The organism is Chryseobacterium sp. TB1-D10, assembly GCF_059803555.1.
On sequence record NZ_JAPFHB010000014.1, the window covers coordinates 60982 to 83830 of the forward strand.

General features: G+C 34.2%; 17 protein-coding genes and 1 pseudogene. 6 read left to right on the forward strand and 12 right to left on the reverse strand.

Going from position 1 to position 22849, the window contains the following annotated elements:
• Nucleotides 1-20: 20 nt before the first annotated feature.
• From OPU68_RS16680 to OPU68_RS16725, 10 genes and pseudogenes are all read right to left on the reverse strand, one after another.
• Nucleotides 21-1325 carry a 5-methylcytosine restriction system specificity protein McrC gene (locus OPU68_RS16680; protein ID WP_498475081.1) on the reverse strand — a complete coding sequence of 435 codons (1305 nt, stop codon included), beginning with the start codon at nt 1323-1325 and terminating at the stop codon, nt 21-23.
• Entirely contained in the window at nt 1312-3363 is a 2052-nt protein-coding gene (locus OPU68_RS16685) for an McrB family protein (protein ID WP_498475082.1), read from the reverse strand. Before OPU68_RS16685 ends, OPU68_RS16680 begins: the two co-directional genes overlap by 14 nt.
• A gap of 1 nt (nt 3364) precedes the next feature.
• Complete coding sequence (locus OPU68_RS16690) at nt 3365-3661, reverse strand: hypothetical protein (protein WP_498475083.1); 297 nt, start codon at nt 3659-3661, stop codon at nt 3365-3367.
• Nucleotides 3662-3693: 32 nt separating this feature from the next.
• Nucleotides 3694-6837 (reverse strand): type I restriction endonuclease subunit R, encoded by a 3144-nt coding sequence (locus OPU68_RS16695; protein WP_498475084.1) that lies wholly within the window; start codon nt 6835-6837, stop codon nt 3694-3696.
• Nucleotides 6838-6873: 36 nt separating this feature from the next.
• The gene (locus OPU68_RS16700) at nt 6874-7932 is read right to left on the reverse strand and encodes a hypothetical protein (protein ID WP_498475085.1); all 1059 of its coding nucleotides are present in this window, start codon (nt 7930-7932) and stop codon (nt 6874-6876) included.
• A complete protein-coding gene (locus OPU68_RS16705) occupies nt 7919-10309 on the reverse strand; it encodes a hypothetical protein (RefSeq protein WP_498475086.1) in 2391 nt (796 codons plus the stop codon). Before OPU68_RS16705 ends, OPU68_RS16700 begins: the two co-directional genes overlap by 14 nt.
• A 367-nt stretch (nt 10310-10676) precedes the next feature.
• Entirely contained in the window at nt 10677-12221 is a 1545-nt protein-coding gene (locus OPU68_RS16710; protein WP_498475087.1) for an ATP-binding protein, read from the reverse strand.
• Nucleotides 12222-12259: 38 nt separating this feature from the next.
• The gene (locus OPU68_RS16715; protein WP_498475088.1) at nt 12260-13408 is read right to left on the reverse strand and encodes a restriction endonuclease subunit S; all 1149 of its coding nucleotides are present in this window, start codon (nt 13406-13408) and stop codon (nt 12260-12262) included.
• A pseudogene (locus OPU68_RS16720) lies at nt 13398-14984 on the reverse strand (type I restriction-modification system subunit M). Before OPU68_RS16720 ends, OPU68_RS16715 begins: the two are co-directional and overlap by 11 nt.
• Before the next feature lie 68 nt (nt 14985-15052).
• Nucleotides 15053-15304 (reverse strand): hypothetical protein, encoded by a 252-nt coding sequence (locus OPU68_RS16725; protein WP_498475089.1) that lies wholly within the window; start codon nt 15302-15304, stop codon nt 15053-15055.
• Between the two features lie 238 nt (nt 15305-15542).
• Between OPU68_RS16725 and OPU68_RS16730 the strand changes: the two genes are divergently transcribed.
• Together OPU68_RS16730 and OPU68_RS16735 are read left to right on the forward strand one after the other, a co-directional pair.
• Nucleotides 15543-15806, forward strand: a complete 264-nt coding sequence (locus OPU68_RS16730) for a helix-turn-helix domain-containing protein (RefSeq protein ID WP_498475090.1) — start codon at nt 15543-15545, stop codon at nt 15804-15806.
• A 501-nt stretch (nt 15807-16307) separates the two neighbouring features.
• A complete protein-coding gene (locus OPU68_RS16735) occupies nt 16308-17051 on the forward strand; it encodes a DUF6266 family protein (protein ID WP_498475091.1) in 744 nt (247 codons plus the stop codon).
• Between the two features lie 104 nt (nt 17052-17155).
• On the opposite strand, the gene OPU68_RS16740 is transcribed toward OPU68_RS16735, so the two are convergent.
• Together OPU68_RS16740 and nudK are read right to left on the reverse strand one after the other, a co-directional pair.
• Nucleotides 17156-18901, reverse strand: a complete 1746-nt coding sequence (locus OPU68_RS16740; protein ID WP_498475092.1) for a DKNYY domain-containing protein — start codon at nt 18899-18901, stop codon at nt 17156-17158.
• 167 nt (nt 18902-19068) lie between these two features.
• On the reverse strand, nt 19069-19647 hold the full coding sequence (gene nudK, locus OPU68_RS16745) for a GDP-mannose pyrophosphatase NudK (protein ID WP_498475093.1): 579 nt from the start codon (nt 19645-19647) through the stop codon (nt 19069-19071).
• Between the two features lie 322 nt (nt 19648-19969).
• Here nudK and OPU68_RS16750 point away from each other — a divergent pair, with 322 nt between their 5' ends.
• The 4 genes from OPU68_RS16750 (at nt 19970) to OPU68_RS16765 (ending at nt 22702) form a co-directional block, all read left to right on the forward strand.
• Complete coding sequence (locus OPU68_RS16750; RefSeq protein WP_498475094.1) at nt 19970-20563, forward strand: hypothetical protein; 594 nt, start codon at nt 19970-19972, stop codon at nt 20561-20563.
• Nucleotides 20564-20600: 37 nt separating this feature from the next.
• The gene (locus OPU68_RS16755) at nt 20601-21332 is read left to right on the forward strand and encodes a PA3715 family protein (RefSeq protein WP_498475095.1); all 732 of its coding nucleotides are present in this window, start codon (nt 20601-20603) and stop codon (nt 21330-21332) included.
• A gap of 143 nt (nt 21333-21475) precedes the next feature.
• Nucleotides 21476-21952, forward strand: coding sequence for a Dps family protein (locus tag OPU68_RS16760; RefSeq protein ID WP_279195594.1), 477 nt, complete (start codon nt 21476-21478; stop codon nt 21950-21952).
• Between the two features lie 54 nt (nt 21953-22006).
• On the forward strand, nt 22007-22702 hold the full coding sequence (locus OPU68_RS16765) for a LytR/AlgR family response regulator transcription factor (RefSeq protein WP_498475096.1): 696 nt from the start codon (nt 22007-22009) through the stop codon (nt 22700-22702).
• Nucleotides 22703-22849 lie beyond the last annotated feature (147 nt).

Below are 22849 nucleotides of genomic sequence, written 5' to 3' on the forward strand. Positions count from 1 at the left end.
TAAAAATTTGGAATAAATTATTATTTAAGAATCGGCAATTTAACATCTAACTCAAAAATATTATAATATTCTAGTTCTTTTTTAGTCGATAAAACATCTAAATTTAGTTCAGTATTATTACTCGACACTTTAGGATAAATTAAGATTGCATCTAATATTTCATTATTTTTTAATTCTAAATGTCTAAATATTGATTTCATTCGTGCATAAGCAGCCACCTGTCTAATATCATCTATAGAAATGGATTTTTCATTGTAAGCCTTATATTTTACATCTATTATAGCTTTGTATTTTTCTAAATTTATAATTATATCAGGAATTCGTCCCGCATATTCTTTTTGATAATAGACACCTTCTTTGAAAGACAATCTCAACATTCTAAGAACATGAATTTCAAACAGCTTACTCATGTTGATCCAATATGGATATGTTTTTACTTTATCACTAGTAGTATTAGAAATATTAAAAGAAGCCCTCTTTAATATAAGATTTGCAACTTGTAATGCATTTTTGTACATCGGAAAAAGTGGATTCTTGTTAATTATAATTTTGTCTTTTAATGCAGAGGGTGTTGTTACTTTTTCTAAAGAAGATTGTATAAAACCTACTTTACATTTTAGATCATCAATAATATCTAATTTTTTAAATTGGTTTAGATAGTTCAAGCAAAAATGGAATGTATATTTTAAGAATTTATTTTCCTTAGTGTTTATTCCAAATTCTTCATAACGACAGTAAGTTTTGGTATATTTCAAATTTAAATGATTTCGCTTAATTGTATCTTTTATTAAAACTTTACCCTTTACTTTACTATTCAGATTTTCTTCTACCCGGTAATAGCCTTTTTGTAATCCTGAATGACATATTCTATCAAGATAGGTTAAAAATTGTATAAGCAAAATCGGAGTTAAGAAATCATCTTTTTGATTTATCTCAATGGGATCTTTAGAAAAATTAACATGATAAAGATCAGAAACATCTTCGTTACTTTTTAAATAAGGCAAACTTTTAAAAAGAATATCATAAAAATTAATCGAATAGTCCTTCTTTTCATCTTCAAACTTAGGTTCGACCATAAATGGCAAATCATCACTTAGGTAGTCCAACCCTATAAGATATGAAGTATTTAGTTTTAATTCATCTCCTTCTCTTCTGAATTCAATACAGTTTATCTCTTTATCAATTTTTTCACACTGTACCTTAAATTCGGTTTTATTATCCATCCAATCTTTTAAAACAGACTTCCATTTCGATTCGTAATCAACAATCGAATTTAAGTTATGTACAGTTGAAAGAAAGTTTTCTCTAATTCTAAGAATTGACATCTATAGGTTGATAGTTTTGAATAGTTTTAATAATAATTTTTACATCTTCTGAATTATTTAGAATACCATCTTTAATGTACTCTTGAATTATCGGAATAATTTCATATTTTATTCGAAGTGTAAAATCCTGATCCTCTTTTTTGAAAAAATAACTATGCCCTAACCAAATATCTTGCGGACGGTCTTGAAATTCTAATCCCAAATGTTCAGATGCTTCCAATTCGTCAACCTGATCTTTAATTTTTTTTACGAATAACTTTGAAACAATTTCAAATAGTGGCTGTTCAAAAGAATCATCCTGTATAGTTTTCGGTAAAACATCATAAAAAGCAAATCGTCTGCGTAAAGCATAGTCTATATGAGCAACACTCCTATCTGCGGTATTCATAGTCCCAATTATTAAAAGATTATCAGGAACAATAATATTGTAATTATTTTTTGTATCGGGATACATAGATTTGAAAGATTCATTTCTATATTCTAATGCATAAATTAACTCTCCTAAAACAGATGATAAATTAGCTCTGTTTATTTCATCTATAATTAAAACAAAAGGTTTATTAGGTTCTTTTAATGCGTTATCTACCACTTCTAAAAACAATTTATTTTTAGAAACATAATTTATTTTATTATCATTTGCTTCAGTTACAATACCTCTCATAAAATCTTCATAAGTAAAAGCTGGATGAAATTGAATAAGATTTATTTGTTCGCTATCTTCAATTCTTTTGGCTTGTAATTTTTTATCGCTAGTTACAAAATCAAATACCGTGTATTCGGCCAAATCTTTAGCAGTATAAGTTTTTCCTGTCCCTGGAGGACCTTGTAATATGATTTGTTTTTTAAACTCAAGTAATTCCTTTAAATCATTCATTTCTTTAAATTTTGTGATATTGTCGTTTTTTATTTCTTCTACGAATCCTCTAAAGACATCTAATATTTCATTATAATCATAAACCGTAGATACCTTGGACTTATTAATTTGTGGATCCTTGTGAGATCTTAAACCAAATATAAATTCCCCTCTATTTATAGAAAAAAATAATTGTTTTGCTAATTTTTGGGTTTTATAACTAGAATTGTAAATGGCAAACCAAATATGATTGCTTCCTTGATTTTGAGCACCATCAAAATGCACAATATTATTTTTTGTGAAATCGTTAATTTCTAAATCTTCACATATTTTTTGTATAAGCTCAGAGATAGCTCGTATAACATTTGTTTTATAATAGTTATAAAAGAATGGATACAAAACTCTGAAATTTGAACTCCATGCGTGGAATACATTTTTATCAAATAAAGCAGAAACTTCTTTTTTATAATCTTCAACCTTTTGCTTTGTCAAAGGCTCTTCATTTTCTACCAGATATTGAATGAGTTTCTTACGTAAAAAAACCACAGGTCTTCTTTCTGCATCATCTCTAATATTATAATTATAATAGACTTTAAGTTTCTCAATTTGGCTTAGATTATTAACAACATCAAATATCTTTGAATCGTCTTTTAATAATTCATCAAATTTAATTTGCAGTGCCAAAACATCATTTATAGATAATGTCAGATTTTCTAAAGCTTTGTCTCTTTGTATTTTAAGATCATTTAAATTTTGTCCAAATGCTGGTAGTAAAATTTTCTCCTCAAACAAATTAAATTCATCATCTTTCACTTCATTACACGTTGAGTTGTTACCCGGTAACCACCACTTACTTGCACTTTTATCATAATTATGCTTGTCTGTTGCAGAAAATAAAGTAATATATTCTCTATCGATCCAGTCACCATCATAATGCTTCTTTATGAGCGAATATAATGGTCGATCGTCTTTAAACATGCCAATGATATCTACTGATTCATTTGATCTGCAAATGAAAAAAACATCTCCTTTTTTTGCATTTATAAAATTATCATACTGTGTTTTACTTGAAACACCCATCGCAGCTGTATCAGGGTGAACACTAGACAATTTATTATCCAACATCAACTGATGCTCGGAAAGACTAAAAAAATGAGTTCCGTGGGATATTTTTAATATTTTCATATTAGTCATTTCCTAAAACATTCATACTATCATCATCAAAATCTTCATCGTGACGGTCTGGAAACATCATATCTAATTCACCTTCTTCATCATAAAAATCAAATTCCTGCTTGATTTCTTTCAATTCTTTTAAAAGTCGCTTATACGGCAATCTTTCATTATCGTTAAAGCACTGTTCGATAGCATCTTCTATTTTATTTTGTAAGTTGACTACATCTTGTTCTACATCATAATTTCCATTTTCTAATTCCTCCCTAAAATTGTGTAATTGTTCTGTGTAATTTTTCCAGTTTTCCATGTAAGTTTAGTTTTTTTGTTTAAATATGTTTTTTACCTATTCCTCTTAAAATTCTCCGCCTGCTCCAGCACATTCTTATACACTTCATCCTGCGTAATCGGCGGATAACCGAATTGATGAAGCTTCACAATGATTTCCATTTTCAATTGTGCTTTAATATCTTCCCTATCGCTCCAATCAGGAAATCTTGCGGTATCATCAACTATCTTTTTAATTTCTCGGGCGAGTTCCAGCATTTTGTCTTTGTCAAACTCAAAACCGTATTGCTTACAGACCATATCCAGAATATCGTAGAAAGCTTTCTCTTCGTAGTTAATGCCGAGATCTTCAAAAGATGCCATTTCGGTACGAAGTTTTAGGATCAGGTCTAGAATCTGTTCTGATGTATCAGCTTGGATGCCGTCGTAATCCAACAGGTCTGCTTCGCTGCGCTCGTTGTAGCTGTTGATGATTTTCTGAAGCCTTTCCGAAAATTCAATACCCTTTACTTTGTTTACTTTTTTGAAATCAGAAATGGCTTGTTTTAACAGGCGCTCGAGGATTTTGATCTTGGTATTCGGCAATTCAAGGGCATTGATTTTTTCGAGAAACTTATCGTTAAACAGATCAATTGCATTGGCCTTGTTGTCATCCAGTTTAAAGATTTCTTCCACACCTTCCGAGACAATGGCATCTTCTACCATTTTGCTCACCTTGGCATTCATCTGCGCGGTGTCGGGAGCTTCACCTTTGGTCAGCTTTACGACAATCGATTTGATGGCGAAGTAAAAATGAATCTCATCGGTTTCTTTATCATTAAAGATTTCCGAACCGCAGGTTAAGTTATAAGCTGCCTTTAGTTTTTTGGTCACATCTACAAAGAACTTTTCAGACTTTTCTGTAAGCAAAACCAATTCAGAGGCACGGTTCAGACAATGCAACTGTTCAACAGGCGAACCTTTAAAATAGTCGGTGGTATTAAACTGATAGAAAAACTGTCGAAGTAAATCCAACTGATCTCTCACGATAATGACCGCTTTGTCAAGGTCTTCAAAATCATCGGCTGCAGTGGTATTGTTGAATAAGCCCAAAGCGTGATTCAGGTTTTTTTTGATGCCGATGTAATCGACCACCAGACCTTTATCCTTGCCTTCAAATTTTCTGTTCACACGGGAAATCGTCTGAATCAGATTGTGCGTTTGCAAAGGTTTATCAATGTAAATCGTGTCCAAAAACGGTACATCAAAACCTGTGAGCCAAATATCGACTACGATGGCTATTTTAAAATTGGAATGAATCTGTTTAAACTGCCGATCCAGTTCCTTTCGGTCTTCTTTGTTGCCGAGCAGATTCCACAAACTTTCTTCGTCATCTTTGTTTCTGGTCATCACCATTTTGATGCGCTCGATGGGTTTTATTTCTTTCTGCTCTTTTTCGCTAAGGTTTTCTGCAATACTTTTTTCACTCCATTCCGGTCTTAGCCTGATGATTTCTTTATAAAGTTTATAGGCAATTTCACGTGAGGCACACACAAACATTACCTTTCCGGCAACGGTCGCTTTCTCCTCGATTCGTTTTTCATAATGCGTAATGAAATCTTGCGCAATCGCTTCAATTCTTCCAGGGTCGCCCAAAATCACTTCCATTCTGGCAATGGCTTTTTGGCTGGCTTCCACGTGGTATTCCGAAGCGCCTTCTGCTACAGCGTTTTGATAATACTGTTCAATTTCAACCACTTTGGTATGGTTCAGGTTAACCTTTGCAGCACGACCTTCATACACCAACCGAACCGTGATTTCATCCACCACCGATTCAAACATCGTGTACGAATCTACCACAGGACCAAACACGTCCAAGGTTTTATCGATAGGCGTTCCCGTAAATCCTACATACGTCGCATTGGGAAGAGAATCGTGAAGGTATTTGGCAAAACCATAAGATTTTTTCACACTATCTTCATCAATGCGGACTTTCAAATCCAGATTTACCTGCGAGCGGTGGGCTTCGTCGGAAATACAGATGATGTTGGTTCGGTCGCTCAAAATCTCACTATCCTCTGCAAATTTCTGAACAGTGGTCAGAAAAACACCGCCACTTTCCCTGCCCCGCAATCTTGTGAGAAGATCGGCTCTGGATTCTATGTTAATAATATTTTCATCGCCAATAAAATCCTTGGCATTGGTAAAATCTCTCGACAGCTGATCATCCAGATCGGTACGGTCAGAAATAATAATGATGGTCGGACTTGCCAACTGCGTGGAACGCATCAGCAGTCGCGACAGGTAAAGCATCGTATAACTTTTTCCGCAACCTGTTGCTCCGAAATAGGTTCCGCCTTTTCCGTCGCCTTCCGGTTTGCGGTGCTTCTGGATATTGTCGAAGAGCTTGTTGGCAGCATAATACTGCGGATAACGGCACAGGATTTTTTCTTCTTTTTTAGAGGTATCAGGAAACAGGATAAAGTGATGCAGAATATCACAAAGCCTTTGCTTGTTCAGCATTCCGTGGACAATGGATGTGGCGGTATGAATGCCCGTCAGAGCTTTCTTTTCTTCGCCTGTTATTTTATGCCAACCGTAGAAGAAATCGTACGGCGCAAACAGAGAACCTGCTTTGTTGTTCACACCGTCGCTGATGATGCAGAACGCATTGTATTTCATCAGTTCCGGAATATCTCTTCGGTAGCGGATGCTCAGTTGTTTGTAAGCATCATAAATCGTAATCTCTTCTTCTATCGTTGTTTTAAACTCAAAAACCACCACCGGAATCCCGTTGATATACAGAATCAAATCGGGAATGCGCAGTTCTTTTCCCTGAATCTCCAGCTGGTTTACAATCTTAAACCGGTTCGATGTCAAAAGACTGGTTGAATCTATATCGATGTAACGGATGTGCAAATCTTTTTTAGACGGATTGTTTCTCTTAAAAATCAGACCGTCTGCCAAGAGTTTGCCAATGTATTTGTTGCTGTCATACAGATTGGAAGCTGGTTGATAAGCCGGTTCATTGATAAGGGTTTCCAGTTCTATCGTTTCCAAATCAGGATAACGCGACAGCAGAAAATCACTCAAATCTTCCCGAATCAAAACCTCCTGATGCGATGCCCGAACTACGTCTTTGCCATTCACGTACTCATAGCCTTCTTCTTCCAGAAGATGGATGAATGATTTTTCTAATTGGGATTCGGTGTATTTCATGACAATTTCATTATCAAAGTTCAAGGTTACAATTCTTTATATAATTCCTAAATCTGTAGAAATGTCAGTTTTTAATTTAAATAGATGTGAATCTGCTCCACTATTAAAAATATCATAACCAAATATCATTTCATTTAATTTACTAATAGATATCCCTGTCTGTCTTGAAATCTCTAATATTTTTTGTTTATTGTATTTATCTGCGTTTTCTTTCAATCTCAAGACAACATCTAAATGTTCATTATATCTTCCTATGATTTTAAACTCTCTCATGTATTTTTGAATATCCTTTGATTCTTTACAATCATTCAATTTATAATCAATTTTATAGTTGCCCATTTCATTTACTAGACAAAACTTTAGAGCATGATCTAATTTATAACCAGTTGAGTTTGGAATTACACACTCTGGTAAAACATATTCACCTTTAAATTTAGTATTACATGAATAGCACACGGGAATCAAATTGTAAAGCGATATTTGAAATAATGGATATTTAGCCTTTGGTGTTATATGATCTAAAGTGTAATGGTTGTGGAATTGCGGCTTCAACTTTAGACTTTTAAAAGCATTTTCATATATTAAATACTTCTGGGTAAATTTATCAACTGTAAGTTGACTTCTATCTTTCAGAATATTTCTTGCTTTCTTTTCACCAATTCCATTCATTCTGATTAACTCGTTATAAGTAGAATTCAATAAAAAGTCATTAAAAGTAGAAAAATAAGAAAGACATTCTTTAAATGAATTAACATAGTCAATACCACAGTACGGACAAATTTTAAAGCTAAAATTTTCAGATATAAATTTTGAAATTACTGGTTGCAGCTGTGAATATTCTTTACCGAAAAAAACATCAAATAGAATACCTTTTCTAAACACTAAATAATATGATTTTGGTCTTAATTTCTTTATAAAAGAACTATGCATTTTTTCATTCATCTTCTCACTAGAACAAAGTAAAATTTCTTCTAATACTTGAGAATCGTTTATTCTCTTTACAGATAAATTAGCTTGAATCATTTTAACATAATTCTGTTCAACTTCTGCAAGAGTTTTACTCTTATCTTTTAAAATATATTTAAACTCTCTCATTTGAAATTAAATTTTTTAAGTTGAATATATTATTTTCAAGTATTGATTTAACAACAGGATCACCAATTAATTTAAATGTATTTTCATAGTCTCTTAGTTTTATAGAAATATCTTCCAAATCATCTATAGACTGATCTAATAAAGCCAATTTAGTTTTATAATAAAATTTCATAAATCTATTAATTATTGAATCTACATACGCCCCTTTACTTCCTGCATCGAGAAAAAATTCATCAGCTATTAGATCGTGAATATTTGCTCCAAACGAGTTAAATCCGTCTTTGTCTTTCAGTGGAATACCATCTTTCAATTTTAAAATATTTTGAGAAGGAATATCGGAAAGAATAAATGGTGAATGTGTTGAGAGAACTACATTAAAACTTAAGCCTTTATATTTCTGCTGACTTAACAAAACAATTAAGTTTCTGATGTATTCTCTCTGATATTCGGGATGATTGTATAGTTCTATTTCATCTAATATTATATTAATTTTTTGATATGACCTTAATTTAGATCCTTCTTTATTTTCTATTATAGAAAGTAAATTGTCAATATGGTAAGATATGGAAACTGTAGAATGTAGTAACTGCTGTTCTCCTGAACTTAAATACTTTAATTCGAACGGTGCATTAGCGTTGCTTTTTTTAAACTTAAAAATAGGCTCGAGAAAGGCATTAGGTATTTCTTCAATTGATAGATTTTTACTTTTCGACAAATATTCCTTTTTGACTGTAAAATAAATTACTTGTGTATCATCGTGTACTGAAAAATTTTTCTTATCAGTTACTACCAGATTATCAAAAAAATTAGATTCTTGCATATTTAAAACTTGTCTAAGTTTTAATGTTATATGACTAAAATCTGTAGCTAGTTTATCTAACAATAATTTAATCAATCTATGCTTAATCTCTTTACTATTTAACAACTCATTGAATTTATTTAAAAAATTATTTATAGAATCGTATATCGAAATGTAATTATTTGTATCAATATTATTAATATAATTATCTTCATATAAGTCATTAATAAATGATGCTTCATAAAATCTGTAAAAATATTTTAGTAGTGATTTTTCAATTATTTTTAATTCGTCTATATCAAAATCAGATCTTTTTTTCGCATCTTCAATTATCTTTACAACATTTAGTTTTTCGTCAACTAAAAATAATTTAAAATACTGATTGACAAACAATTGTCTCAAAGTAGCATTAGATTTTAAATCACCGATATTTACTTTTATAAAAATATTCTCAAAGACTTTATAATTTTTATAGCTGTGAACTATTTTAATAATTTTTTTAAAAACATATAAATTACTCAAATCCATCCAGATACGGAAAGAATTTTCATTATCCAAGAAACTAAATCTACTATACACATATCTGAAATCTCTAAATATGATATCCTTTTTAAAGACAGTATATAATTTGTCAAAAAAAAATTTGATCTTATATTCGTTGACTGATTCAAATGTATTTACAATAGTTTCAATCTCTGTATGTTCACTTCTTAGGTATAATTTGAGATTTTTGTTGATATCTAATTTAAATAGCAATTCATCTACTGAAATATCTTTTATCAAATTGGATGTATTAAAATCATTAGACTCTCTAGGAGTAGAAAGAAATACTTTTAGAAGGCGTGAATTAGCCAATTCAAATTCTCGATTAATATTTATATTACCATCCTCTCTATATGGATTTAATACAATTGGTGTTTGATAACCGTCATTTTTTATAAAAAGCCTATCAAACCATTTATCTTCGTCCGAATTACTATTTAAACCATATATTGAATAATTTATAACAATATTATATATAGGGATTTGATAATCATCACCTTTATTAAAGGACTCTGAATTAGAATCTATTTCATACGTTTGATTTTCAGCATTATATTTATAACTTGTTTTTATGAAGTTATTTATATTATCCCATTCAATGCAATGAATTTCGTCATCTATTAAGTAATAAAATTCGAAATGAAATTCTTTTGAATCTATTTTTACTATGTCTGCACCACTTTCTAATAAGCCTTCAGTTCTTGAATATTCAAATAAAAAATAATAGAAAATTTCAAGTAATGAACTTTTTCCACTTCCGTTTTGACCGACTATTGCAGAAATACTAATATTTTCGCCATATAAATTACACGGTACAAGAGGATTAAATTTTATCCTTTCTATCTTACTGTATTTATTACTATTAAACACTTCATTTTTATCTCTATCGAGATATCTGTATTCATTATAAAATTGATACATTACGTTTTCTTGGAGACCCTTCAATAAATCAGATGAAATATTTTTCAAAGGACGGATAGCTAATAATTTAAATTCTCTATAATTCTCTAATTTATTCATAATTTCAGTTTTCACTGGTTTTAGTTTTAAGTTTTAAGCACATGACCTCCGAGCAAGTCCCAAAATCATAATTTTACAATCTAATCTATTGACGACATTTTTATTGATTATCTTTGGTTATCCAGATATAATATTTTCCCTATGATTCTTTAATAATTTAGTGAAAATAGCTATATTTGTTCGACTTCTGCAAATAGCACTTTTAGTTGATCGGATATTAACCAAAAAGTTTAAATGCTATGAAGTGCATTAGTTGCGCAGGTTTTAAACCTGTATTTGTGAGAGCATATACAAGGATTCGATTAGGAAGACTTGAAAATGTAACTCAACATTGTCGTTCTTTACCTTACCAAGGTTGATTACAACTATCTAAGAAGTGAGTTTATAACTCACTTCTTTTATTTAAAACAAATTCTCTCATTAAATTTACAGATTCTTCCAACTGCATCGATGTAAATCTTGTATTATGTTGATTTTCTGGATGATGAATCTGATGTCTGATATATTCTGTGAGAATTTTTCTTTCTGGAATTTGGTTGTTTCCTCTCAGTCTAATGTAATCTATTTCAACTTTATTTAATTTATAATCAGTCAACCAACTTTCGGCTTCAATAAATCCATATAATTCATTATGATATTCATCTGTCAAATCTTTAAAAGCAATAAAGTTTATTTCGTTCAAAGAAGGATATGGTAACTGACTCGGTAAAACCTCTGAAATAGATTTATTCCCTTGATTATCTTTATTAATTAATCTCAGATTTTCAAACTCCAAACCTTTAACAACTATTGAGCTGTGAGTTGTTAGCAATACTTGAGTGTTATTTGCTTGTGATAATTCTTTGAACGCCTTAACAAGTAACCTCTGATGATCAATATGCTGCGAAGTCTCAGGTTCTTCAATTGCGTAAATTATTGATTGGGAGTTTCCAGATTCTAGTCTCCTTTCAGCTTCAGCTCTAAAAAAGTTTAATAAAATTAATCTTTTTACACCACTACCTCTTTTATTAATTGGAATATTCTCATCGCCAGAAATAGAAACATTTTTAAAAACATCTACCCATTTTAATGCACTTGCTGTCGGTATAATTGGATTTAATGAATTCGCTATATCAGGATTCATTTCTCTTAATTTAGCTAGAGTAGCATCAGAAACAGCATTTAAATGAGGTGAAACACGAGCTGCGATGTCCTCGAACATTGCAATAACTTCCTGATCTGCTAAAATTTGAGAAACAGCTTTTTTCAATGGATCTTGCACTTCACTATCGTTATCGCTATTTTTTCTATCAGATTGGAAAAGACAATAAAGAGGAAGGTATGTCTGTATTTTCTCCCAAATATTTTTAGCATCTTCTTTAGATGTATCTATTTCTATTTCTTGTAATTGCAAATCCCCTTGATAATGATTCCAAATTGCGCTGCGCATTACTGCATTAATTGTTAGATTATCACATTCAATTGATTCATCTTTGATTATCTTCTTATATTCTGTTATTTTCTTCAATAACAAATCTGAACATTTTGCATTTGTTGGATGATTTGATTTAATAAAAACCTTTGCAGTTCCAGCGTTAGGATACTTTTTAATAATTTCTAATCTACCATCAGAATTCAAAAGATATTCATTTTCAAATGTCGTAGGATTAGTAGCATCAATAGTAATTGAATCGGGTAATTCTGTAAATACAGCTGTGATAAAAATATCTTTATCACCTTCTTCTAAAGAAGCTTTATTGATATCATCTTTATCTAATTTAACAACAAAATCCCCCTTTCCATCATGAAAAAAAATATCTAATGCTTCTAATACAGTTGATTTTCCGATATCGTTTCGTCCAACAAAAACTGTTAAATCGTCTATTTTGATTTCTGTTTCTTCTTTGTAGCTTCTGAAGTTTTTAAGTTTGATTGAATGTAAGTTCATAATATAAATTTTTATAGTTATTAGTTTTAGTTTTTTATTTAAGCAATCATTTCCTCCCCAACCGCTAACCGCGACAACAACAAACTTTGCAGTTGTATGAGTTTTTGGTTTTGTTCTGTTATATTTTCTATCTGCTTGAATAGTTTTTTTATAAGATTTTCAAAATTTATGTAAATGATATTTTCATTCATTTTCAAAACATCAATATCATTTAAAATTCCTTGTGTTAAAAGTGGATGGCTACTTCCTTCGCTTTTAGAATTAAGATTTAAACTTTTAAGTAATAAGTAATCAAAATATATAGTGTCATTTTTTGAAATTCCAGCCAAAGCGTTATCACTAATCCATACTTTACTATCGTTATAATATACTGAACCACAATAAGCTCCTACACGGCCAATAATATTTAATCTTTCATAATTATTTTGATTCACATATTCAATAATCCCATTACCTCCATAAACAGGAATATTTCCATTACCATTTGGCTTCATTTTGCCGTTTTTAATTAAAACAAAATCTTTGAGCTTACCAACTTCCGATCCCTCCGGAATCTCCTTCGCAAGCTCTTCATTCCAAACCATTTTACCGCCAGAAGATTTGTAAGGTTTTCCCGCTTCATTTGGAAACTCAAAATCCACAAACCAATGTTTATACAAAGCCTGCGCAGTAGCTTCCAACTTTTCGCAAATCTGCTCGTTGACTTTTATTTTGTTGGTTATGCTTTCGTACTGCGCAACAATTTGTCGCTGTTCTTCAATCGTTGGGATAGGTAATTCAACCTCACACATATCTTTCCAATCAAAAACCTCTCTAACGCTTCCAATAGAATGGTATCTCGCATATCGATCAAATTCTGGTCGTGAGAACCACATCATCAAATAATCAGGAGAAAGTTCATTTTCATCAATAATTTTAAAACTGGTATATGCCTGAGAAATCATAGCCTTATCAAAATCTTTTAATAATGCTATTCCTATTTTATCGCCTCGCCTTGATGTATCTGCTATATAAACGAAGTTATTTTTCTCAATCAGTTTATATTTTGACATATCGGATCCAATTGTATTGGCTATCGATGTGATAAATCTTTTTTGCACAGAAACTCCTAATAGTGGAGCATCTGATAAATCCCTATTCCGATTATCTATTAATTTAATATATTTTCCTAGTTTTTTATAACTCATATCCCAAGGTTTTAAAAACATTGGAAACCTCTTCTTTCAATTGGCTTTCCTGCTGAAACAGATCTTTCAAATCAGTCTGCAAACTTTGCATCTGCTCATCATAATCCAAACTTTCATCACGATTTACAAATTCAATATATTTACTCGGCACCAAAGAATAATCTTTTTTACGGATCTCTTCCAGGCTGGCACTGTAAGAATATTCAGGAATATCCTGATAACCACCCTGTCCTTCAGACACTCCTCCAATTGAGGGGAATTGTTGCCAATTGTGATAATGAGTGGCTATCGCAGTAATTTCTTCTTCGCCAAACTGAATGAATTTCTTTTCAAACGGTTCACCTTTCTGACGCAGATCCATAAACAGAACTTCGCCTTTTCGGTTACGGTAATTTTTAATGCCGTCATTCACTTCAAAAGTTCTTTCATTTTTATTGCGGTTCAGAATCCAAAGCGTCACTGAAATATCGGTAGAATAAAACATTGCTCGTGGTAAAATCACAACCGCTTCCACCAAATCATTTTCAATAATCTGCTTCCTGATTTTATATTCTTCACCACCACCGCTCAAAGCACCGTTTGCCAAAATAAATCCGGCAACGCCATTCTGAGAAAGTTTGGAGATCATATTCAGAATCCACGCATAATTGGCATTGGATTTCGGTGGCAATTCATAGCCTGCCCATCTTGGGTCGGTCGTCAGTTAGCTGTCCGCACGCCAGTCTTTTAAATTAAAAGGTGGGTTTGCCATAATGTAGTCGGCTTTCAGATCTTTGTGCTGGTCGTTGCTAAAAGTATCAGCCGCTTTGTTCCCCAGATTAGAAGAAATCCCACGGATGGCGAGATTCATCTTGGCGAGTTTATAAGTTGCATTAGTCAACTCCTGCCCGTAGATAGAAATATCTTTTTTGTTTCCCTTATGATTTTCAATAAACTTCAGCGACTGTACAAACATCCCGCCCGAACCACAGGAAGGATCATAGATTTTCCCTTTGTAAGGCTCTATCATTTCAGCGATGAGGTTGACGATAGACTTTGGCGTGTAGAATTCTCCTTTTCCTTTCCCTTCGGCAATGGCAAATTTGCTCAGGAAATATTCATATACACGACCCACAATATCGTGGGCTTCGTCTTTCAGGGTATCAATATTGTTGATAGTATCCAGCAAAGCCGAGAACTTAGACTGATCCAGCCCAAGACGGGAAAAATAATTATCGGGCAAAGCGCATTCGAGAGATTTGTTGGTGCGCTCAATGGTTTTCAGAGCAGAATCTACAATCAATGTAATGTTTTCCTGTTTGGCGTTTTCCATAATGAAAGTCCACCTTGTTTCTTCAGGAAGGTAGAAAACATTTTGTAATTGATAAAATACAGGATTTTCAAGAAAATCTCCTTTTCCATCATCAATGAGTTCCTGTCTTCGTCTCAAGAATTTGTCATTCGCAAACTTGAGGAAGATCAGACTCAACACCACGTGTTTGTATTCGGAAGGCTCCACAGAACCTCTTAATTTATTGGCAGAATCCCAGAGGATTTCTTCGGTACTTTTAGTTTTTGCAGCTGTTTTCGTTGCCATTTAAATCTTTCTATATAGTTTAAAAACAGATTCTTTATATATCTGTTTTACATTCATTACTTTTATGATTATTTGGAATCTTTCCACCAACCGACCCACTCTTCAAAATAAGCGTGCAGAGAATCAGAATTGTCATAATAATATTTGACAGGCTCATTCGGAAAAGAATGCAGTTTGGTCTCATTCGTTTCTGGATCGGTAAAAGGAATGATGAGATTGTTTAATTCAAACACGAGGTTTCCACCTATATCATGATATTCCATGGAAATAGATTTGACAGTGCTAAGGTCAATATCAAAAGTTCCATTATAAGTAATCATTAAGTCAATAGTTTTTTCAATTCCAAATATAACCAAAAAACATTATCAATGTAATAAGGAAAACCGTAAAATCAATAACATAGCTTTAAAAACCTAACCAGATTAAAATAAATATCTACTGAAACCCTTTATCGAAAAGCAACTCAAATAAATTAATCATAAATTTTAAAAATTTTACCCAAAAAAATTTGGTGAATTAAAATATTTATTAATTTTATCTCAACAAAAAACATAATTAATGAAAAAAAAATTACAGTCAGAAGACGCAAAAAAGATTGCGCTTTCCAGTTTAGCTTATCAGCATCCAATCAATCTGTCAGACATAGATCTTACCAAAGATGTCTACACAGATAAGGAAGTAGAGAAAATCTTTGGGATCTCGTACAGAACCCTTTGCAACCACAGGAAAAAAGGATTAATCTCCTATTTTAAGATGGGCAGCAAAACCTTGTATCTCAAACCCATCCTGATGATGGACATTCTCAGGATCTACAATGATTAAAATTTAATTTACCACAAAACCTAGCAGGCTCTCCAGCCTGCTTTTTTATGCTCTTATATTATTTAAAATCCAACACTAAATAACCACCAACTGCTCCCCAACTTTACCAATTCCCCATAGTTAAAAGCTGGAATAATTAAAATAATTCCCAAATCAATTTTCCGCTCCTCAAAATTAAAGCAAAGAAATACTCTCTGACTAACCCACCATTCCAAAAATTCCTCTCTCTCAAAATCAAAACAAAAAATCCGTCCTGAAATAAAAAAAAACAATCCGCTCTACACCAACACCAAACACCCATCGCCCATCATAAATAATCCATCAACCATCAACCAATCGAACAGTCATCGAACAGTGGATACCCAAAGGATATGCAAAAGATACTGAAAGGATATACAAAGGATATACAGACATCAAAGAAAGTTGCTTTACAACCTAGTGCGCGTCAAAGAATTGGTGCAGAAGTCTGCAATTGATGTCATTTTAGTGCAAATTTTGTCAATGAAAAGGAATTGTTCGGCATTGTTTTGCAAAGTCGGTCACATAACGCTGGAGGTCCATATTTTGCCTCAACTTTACATCAATAAACCCCGAAAAATTAAGATCATGGGAAAATTGTATGATTCACTACTTTCAGGCACCTCAGGACGCACAGGACGTATCGTGGTAGCCAATGTTTATGGCAACGAGTTCACAAAGATCCGGCCAAGAAAAAGAACCAAAGCTCCTACGCCGAAACAGAAACTGATTCAGGACAGGATGAGCAGCTGCGCCACGTTTATGCAGTCATACCGGAATTATGCCTGTAATTATTTTGGAAACCGGATTGGGATGAAGTCGCCTTATAATTTGGCAATGACCAACCTGATGAGCAATTTCAACATCGATTATGTCACCTCGACCATTACGCCCAACTATCCGGGTATCTTCTTCTCCAAAGGCAATCTGCTGTCAGCCATCGGCAATCCGCCCACGCTACCGACCGCAGAAACATTGGAAGTCTCCTGGCAGAATAACTCTGGAGGCAACGTCCTGAGAGATGGTGATCTTGCTCAGATCCTGATTGCCGCAGATGATGACCTCCACACTTTGTTTATTGAGAATGCTGCTAAAAGAGAAGATGCCAAATATGTTGTCACGCTTCCGATGCATCTCCAGGGCAAAAACCTTAACGTCTGGCTGGCCTTTAAAAATGAAGATGAGACCAATGCCTCCAACTCGCTTTATCTTGGAAGTATCTCTTAACAGAAAAAGCACAGATTGCTCTGTGCTTTTTTCATTTTTTTCTGATCAACTGAAGAAACTGATTAATTTATATCATACCGATAAAAACAGGCACATTTTAAAAGCTATTTTACAAACTCACTATTGATCCCCTCTACTCTTAATTGGCTCTGAAGCTCTTTAATGTAACAACTCACTTGTGATTCCGTTTCTGAAGTGAGTGTAAATCTGGTACTAAAAATTGTTCTCCGGCCAGCCTTCCCATTTTTCCGAATAACCTGCATCTCGCCAGTGTAGCTGCCCACTTTGTAATGCCCTGTCACAACCCTGAAAATGACCTTATCAATATCCGAGATTTTGTACTTGGTAAACATCAGATTGTTCATAATCAGATAATCACCTTTGATGAGGAACGGATCTATCTTTTTGTTCCTGAAGAAAAGCGAAATAAGAAAAACCAGTCCAAAGATGCCAAAGATCAGCCAGTAAGATTGCCACCAGTCATTTTTATAAGATGTCGTTGCCGTACAGACCGTTTTGCCCGCTGCATCAGCTAAATGACCGGAGCTTTCAAGCTTACGAAGGTCATCGGAGCTGATAGTGGCCGGATTCAATAATTTCTTTAGCGTCTCAATATCATTGATCTCATAAACAGCTGTAGACATCAGCTGTGAACTGCCCATATCATCAAAATAAAAATACCTGTTACCGGATTGCCAAACACCGCCAAACGGATGATTATCATTGCTAACTTTTCGAAGACTGGATGCCGGTATATTTTCCAGTTCCATAAGATGGGTGGTCCGGCCCCGTAATCCGCTTTTACGTGCCCAATTTTCACTGGCTTTTAGAAAAAACACCTTGTTTCCGCTGCTGAAAATATCCGGTGCAATCTCCTGAAATTGATTCCCTGGAAAAGGGTTCTCTCCTGCCCGCTCCACTTTTTCATCTTCGGTATTATAAAAATAAAGTCCGTCTTTTGAAGTAAACAACGCCTGATTGGCGTGTTTCAGGTTTAAGCTAATCAGCTTGTAAGGTGCTTTGGTTTCATCAAAAGAACGCCCGTCTGCATATACCATTCCTTTTTGAGGATCTATCAGAAGAGCAGTCCGGGACGGTAGATCCGCTTCAATTCCGGCCACATAAATATTTGAATTGTAAGTCAAGGGCAGCAATTGGTTTTGAAAATACACACGCTTGCCATCTGTCAGGTATTCGTTACTGTCTCTGACATCCCTGTCCCAGTATTTAATTTTTACCGGACGAATTTGTTTTGGATCAGCTTCGGGCAGTTCAGTTCCTTCGTAGAAAACCTGCTTGTCATTTACCGCCAGTGCAAAGCCCGGTCTCGATTGATATACTTTATTTTTCGGAAGTTCACGAAACGGATACCAATAATTCTGTGGTTTGTCCGCCAGTCCCATACTCTGCCCTGCTAATTGAACTATAAATCCAATGGCACTAAGTGAGTCATTCTTTTCTGAGTTCCTGGCACAATAATAAGTGGTTGTACCATCGGTGTAATAGTTGTTGCCAAGCGCTTTTAGATGATTTGGATTAAGACCTTCCAAAATGATATTTCCGGCATAAACATTCTGATTATCATAACCAATGTGCGCATCATTAAAACTATCGGGAATTATTTTAAAGGAATCAGGATCAGCCCCTTTCACTTCATAGTAACCATTGCTGGGAACCAACGCATATACTTTGCCATCATAGACGGAAAACACGTCATTGAGTTCTCTGGTTTCGGTATTGTAACTGATAGAATCTTCTTTGCCGGACAACGAAATAAAGATCAGACCAAAGCTGATCGCAAACATTAGAATGAAAAAACCATAGACGAAGAACCGGTATTTATACATCATAATTTAATCCATTAATCTAAATATTAATGCCCGGTAAATACTAAAATAAATATCAAGCCAAACCTGTATATACCAATAGGCTTCACCTGCGGCTACTGATATTAAAACTTTTGGGTCGGCTGCAGTACAATGACATATTATGGTGTCTTAGCGTAACCCAAGCCATTTTATTTTAAAATCTCTTCGATCTTGAGATACTGTAACAGCATAATCGTCTTCGCATCTTTGATTTCGCTGCTCTTTATCATTTCCAAAGCATCAGAGAATTTGTATTCCAGGACTTCGATGTTTTCCGCTTCTTCTTCAAGGCCGCCGCCATCACTCACTTTCATCTCTTTGGAATATTCTGCAACAAAGAAATACAGGATTTCTGTCACAGAACCCGGCGACATATAAGCTTCAAAGACTTTCTTCACATCTTTAATCTGATAACCGGTTTCCTCTTCCGTTTCTCTTCGGATGCAGTCCTCGGCATTATCCTGATCCAACAGTCCGGCGCATGCCTCTATCATCATTCCATCTGTATTGCCATTCACATAAGTGGGGATGCGGAATTGTCTGGTAAGGATTACAGTCTGAGATTCTTTATTGTAAAGCAGAATGGTGGCACCATTGCCGCGGTCATAGGCTTCTCTGCTTTGGGTTTGCAGGGTTCCATCTTTTTGAAGGTATTCGTAAGTAATCTTTCTAAGGACGTACCAATTATCGGACAGGATCTCCGTGTTTGTAATCTTGAAGTTTTTCATAGTTTTTTAAAATTAATGATCAATAAGTTCTTTATCCAACATACTAACGGTAATCTACAGATAATCATATAAACACTTCTACAGATTGGCAAACCAATCCCAAGTCTGATTAGTCTGAGGTTCTCGAAGACTATGCAAAACTTAATGATTAATAAGTACTAAGATAATTTCGGTAGCTAAGCATAATCAATGAAAACTCTTCAAAATCTCCCTTGTCAGTCTGAGGCTCTCGAAGACCATGAAAAACTCTATGACTGAGCGTAGCCGAAACCAACCGATGAAAAAGATTCACTATCTTTAAGGAAATCAAAACCAACTGCTATTGAAAAAGATATTATTCATAAGTTTATTGATCATTCAAATACCGGTGTTTGCTCAAAGTAAAATTTCCGAGGATAATTATAACGTGCAGGTACGTGAAGAACAGGACGACCTGAATCAGGATGGCTTGGCAGACAAAGTGATCATCAGTATGGATACAGCCAATATTACAAGACCATTGAAATTAGAAATCTATTTTAATGAAAAGAATTCTAAATTTAAATTAATAGCTTCTTCCACAAAACTTTTTGCTTCTCAATATCATAAAGACGGCACATATGCAGGCAATGTGATCCCGGATGCCATGATTGAAGATGGAACGCTCAATATCTTAACCGAAAGAAACGGAAACCATTCAGATCATTGTTTCAAATTTCAGAATGGGAATTTTGAACTGATTCGGTACTTCAATGTGATCTGGGACGGGAAGAATACGACGACGGAGACCATATTTGATTTTGTTTCTGGCATTTATATTGTTCAGTCTCAGGAATTAGGTTCGGAAAAAATTACTGTAAAGCAAAAGAAGAAAATCACAGTAAAACCTTTGCCTAAAATCCAGGACTTTGTTCCATTTGAGAATCAACTATATTAAAACAAAGAATCAGGTATTAATTCAAAAAGATGTGACGATGAAAAAACAACTGACTTTCCTTTTATTCATAATCATTTGCAGCAATATCTATTCACAGGCAAAAAATGACGTGCTGCTGACCAAAGTTCTGAACCAACTGAACATTAATAAAAAAGATATCCGCGAGGCATTATTTCGGGAAAAAGTACTTCCCAATAAAAAATCCAACATCTTGATGGTTATCCCAAAATACAGAGTAGATCAAACCGACGAATACGGACATGATTTTTTTGAGTTTGATGCCTATATCGTGATTGCAGATAATACCACAGGAAAGATCCTTCACAAGTACGTTGAAGAAAACGCATGGACTTCTGATGCAATGGTTCTGTCAGACATTACAATCGACACAGGCATTTATCAGCTTAATACGGAAAACCGTGCATTTGGAATCCGGGTTGACTACGAGGGCAGCAGTCGTCCAAACCCATACCATCCAACCACACTTTCACTGTTTATTATTCAGAACAACAGCATCAAACGAATCTTAAAAAATTATCCTATAGCCGAATTTCACGGAGAGTGGGACACCAATTGTGCCGGAGAATTTGAAGATGTGAAAGGTTTTGTTTCCATCGATAAAAATAAAACCAACGGCCTAAGCAATCTCATCATCAAGAATACAATCGTACAGACCAAAAACATCCCAACCAAAGATGACTGTGTAGAAAAGAAAAGCACTAAACTAAGCACAGTCATCCTGAAATACAATGGCAAAGAATATAAATAGTTAACCATAACAACATTTCATCTGCCAATTCCACCGACCCTTTTTGCCCATTCACCGAAAAACCCATTATTTTCATAAGATTCCTGCAGACCTTTACACAAGAATTAGAGCAACAACGCTCTGAAACTTAAAATCTCAATATTATGAAAACAAACATCGGACTTACAGAGCAAAACACAGAAGCAGTAGCAGAACAATTGGCAAAATTATTAGCTGACGAAACGGTACTTTACATCAAAACAAGAAATGCCCACTGGAACGTGACCGGCGACAACTTTCACGCGAACCACATTTTCTTCGAAGAACAGTACAAACAGCTGGACGAGTTGATTGACAGTGTTGCAGAACGTCTCAGAAAAATAGGGCATTACGCACCTGCCACAATGAAAATCTATCTTGAACTGACGCATCTTACAGAATACAGCGAGAGAACCAATGACGGATTGGGCTTTATGAAAGATTTACTAAAAGACCACGAAAGCATCATCGATTTTCTAAGAGGAAATGTGACGCCTTTTGCTGAAAAATACAAAGATTACGGTTCCAGCGACTTCATCACAAGCCTGATAGAAACGCACGAAGAAATGGCTTGGATGATACGTTCTTACTTCAGAAATTAAAGAAAATAAGAAAAGGAATAATTATATTTGTGTCAACCATAATAAACTATCCCTATGAAAGCCCTGATTGTTGATGACAACGATATCGCAAGAACCACGCTCGCACACTTGGCAAAACAAGTTCCGAATCTGACGATTGTCAACGAATATTCCAACGCGATTGAGGCTTACAATCATTTGCAGAACAATCAGGTAGATTTGATATTTTTGGATATCGAAATGCCGGAAATGACCGGAATCGAACTCACAAAAAACCTTGCAGGGAAAGACATTATCATCATTTTCACCTCATCCAACAAAGATTATGCACTCGAAGCTTTCGAACTGAATATTGCAGATTACATCCTGAAACCCGTGATGCCTGCGAGATTTTTACAGGCAGTCAGCAAAGCGCAATCGATTTTGGAAAGCAGAAAAGAAGATGTGGAAGTGACCAAAGATGAGTTCCTTTTTGTAAGAGATTCCAATATCACAAGGCGTTTGAAGCTCGACGATATTTTTTACGCCGAAGCAATGGGCGATTATGTAAAGTTTTACACAAGGGAAAAAATGTTCGCCATCCACGGCAAAATGAAAACGGCGGAAGAACGTCTCCCGAAAGACCATTTCATCAGAGTTCATCGGTCGTACATCGTTTCTATCGGCAAGATAGATACCCTTCAGGACGGCGGAATTATGATAAACGGAAAATTCATACCTGTTGCTGATGCTTACAGAAAGGCACTCAATACGAGAATGAATGTTTTCTAAAATTTTTATTTGGGCAGCTTAATACGCCTTCCGCTCCCAATCTTTTTGCCCACGCTTTTCCAGCTACAAAAAATGAGCTCCGTTCCTTTAGATTTGTAATAATAAAATATGATTGGGAAAATATTAAATTTAGAAAGAGAAAAGCAT

Excerpts from the sequence above, each read along its gene's own strand:
- OPU68_RS16680 (WP_498475081.1), bottom strand. The coding sequence starts at position 1,325 with ATGTCAATTCTTAGAATTAGAGAAAACTTTCTTTCAACTGTACATAAC.
- OPU68_RS16685 (WP_498475082.1), bottom strand. The coding sequence starts at position 3,363 with ATGAAAATATTAAAAATATCCCACGGAACTCATTTTTTTAGTCTTTCC.
- OPU68_RS16690 (WP_498475083.1), bottom strand. The coding sequence starts at position 3,661 with ATGGAAAACTGGAAAAATTACACAGAACAATTACACAATTTTAGGGAG.
- OPU68_RS16695 (WP_498475084.1), bottom strand. The coding sequence starts at position 6,837 with ATGAAATACACCGAATCCCAATTAGAAAAATCATTCATCCATCTTCTG.
- OPU68_RS16700 (WP_498475085.1), bottom strand. The coding sequence starts at position 7,932 with ATGAGAGAGTTTAAATATATTTTAAAAGATAAGAGTAAAACTCTTGCA.
- OPU68_RS16710 (WP_498475087.1), bottom strand. The coding sequence starts at position 12,221 with ATGAACTTACATTCAATCAAACTTAAAAACTTCAGAAGCTACAAAGAA.
- OPU68_RS16715 (WP_498475088.1), bottom strand. The coding sequence starts at position 13,408 with ATGAGTTATAAAAAACTAGGAAAATATATTAAATTAATAGATAATCGG.
- OPU68_RS16725 (WP_498475089.1), bottom strand. The coding sequence starts at position 15,304 with ATGATTACTTATAATGGAACTTTTGATATTGACCTTAGCACTGTCAAA.
- OPU68_RS16730 (WP_498475090.1), top strand. The coding sequence starts at position 15,543 with ATGAAAAAAAAATTACAGTCAGAAGACGCAAAAAAGATTGCGCTTTCC.
- OPU68_RS16735 (WP_498475091.1), top strand. The coding sequence starts at position 16,308 with ATGAAAAGGAATTGTTCGGCATTGTTTTGCAAAGTCGGTCACATAACG.
- OPU68_RS16740 (WP_498475092.1), bottom strand. The coding sequence starts at position 18,901 with ATGATGTATAAATACCGGTTCTTCGTCTATGGTTTTTTCATTCTAATG.
- nudK (WP_498475093.1), bottom strand. The coding sequence starts at position 19,647 with ATGAAAAACTTCAAGATTACAAACACGGAGATCCTGTCCGATAATTGG.
- OPU68_RS16755 (WP_498475095.1), top strand. The coding sequence starts at position 20,601 with ATGAAAAAACAACTGACTTTCCTTTTATTCATAATCATTTGCAGCAAT.
- OPU68_RS16760 (WP_279195594.1), top strand. The coding sequence starts at position 21,476 with ATGAAAACAAACATCGGACTTACAGAGCAAAACACAGAAGCAGTAGCA.
- OPU68_RS16765 (WP_498475096.1), top strand. The coding sequence starts at position 22,007 with ATGAAAGCCCTGATTGTTGATGACAACGATATCGCAAGAACCACGCTC.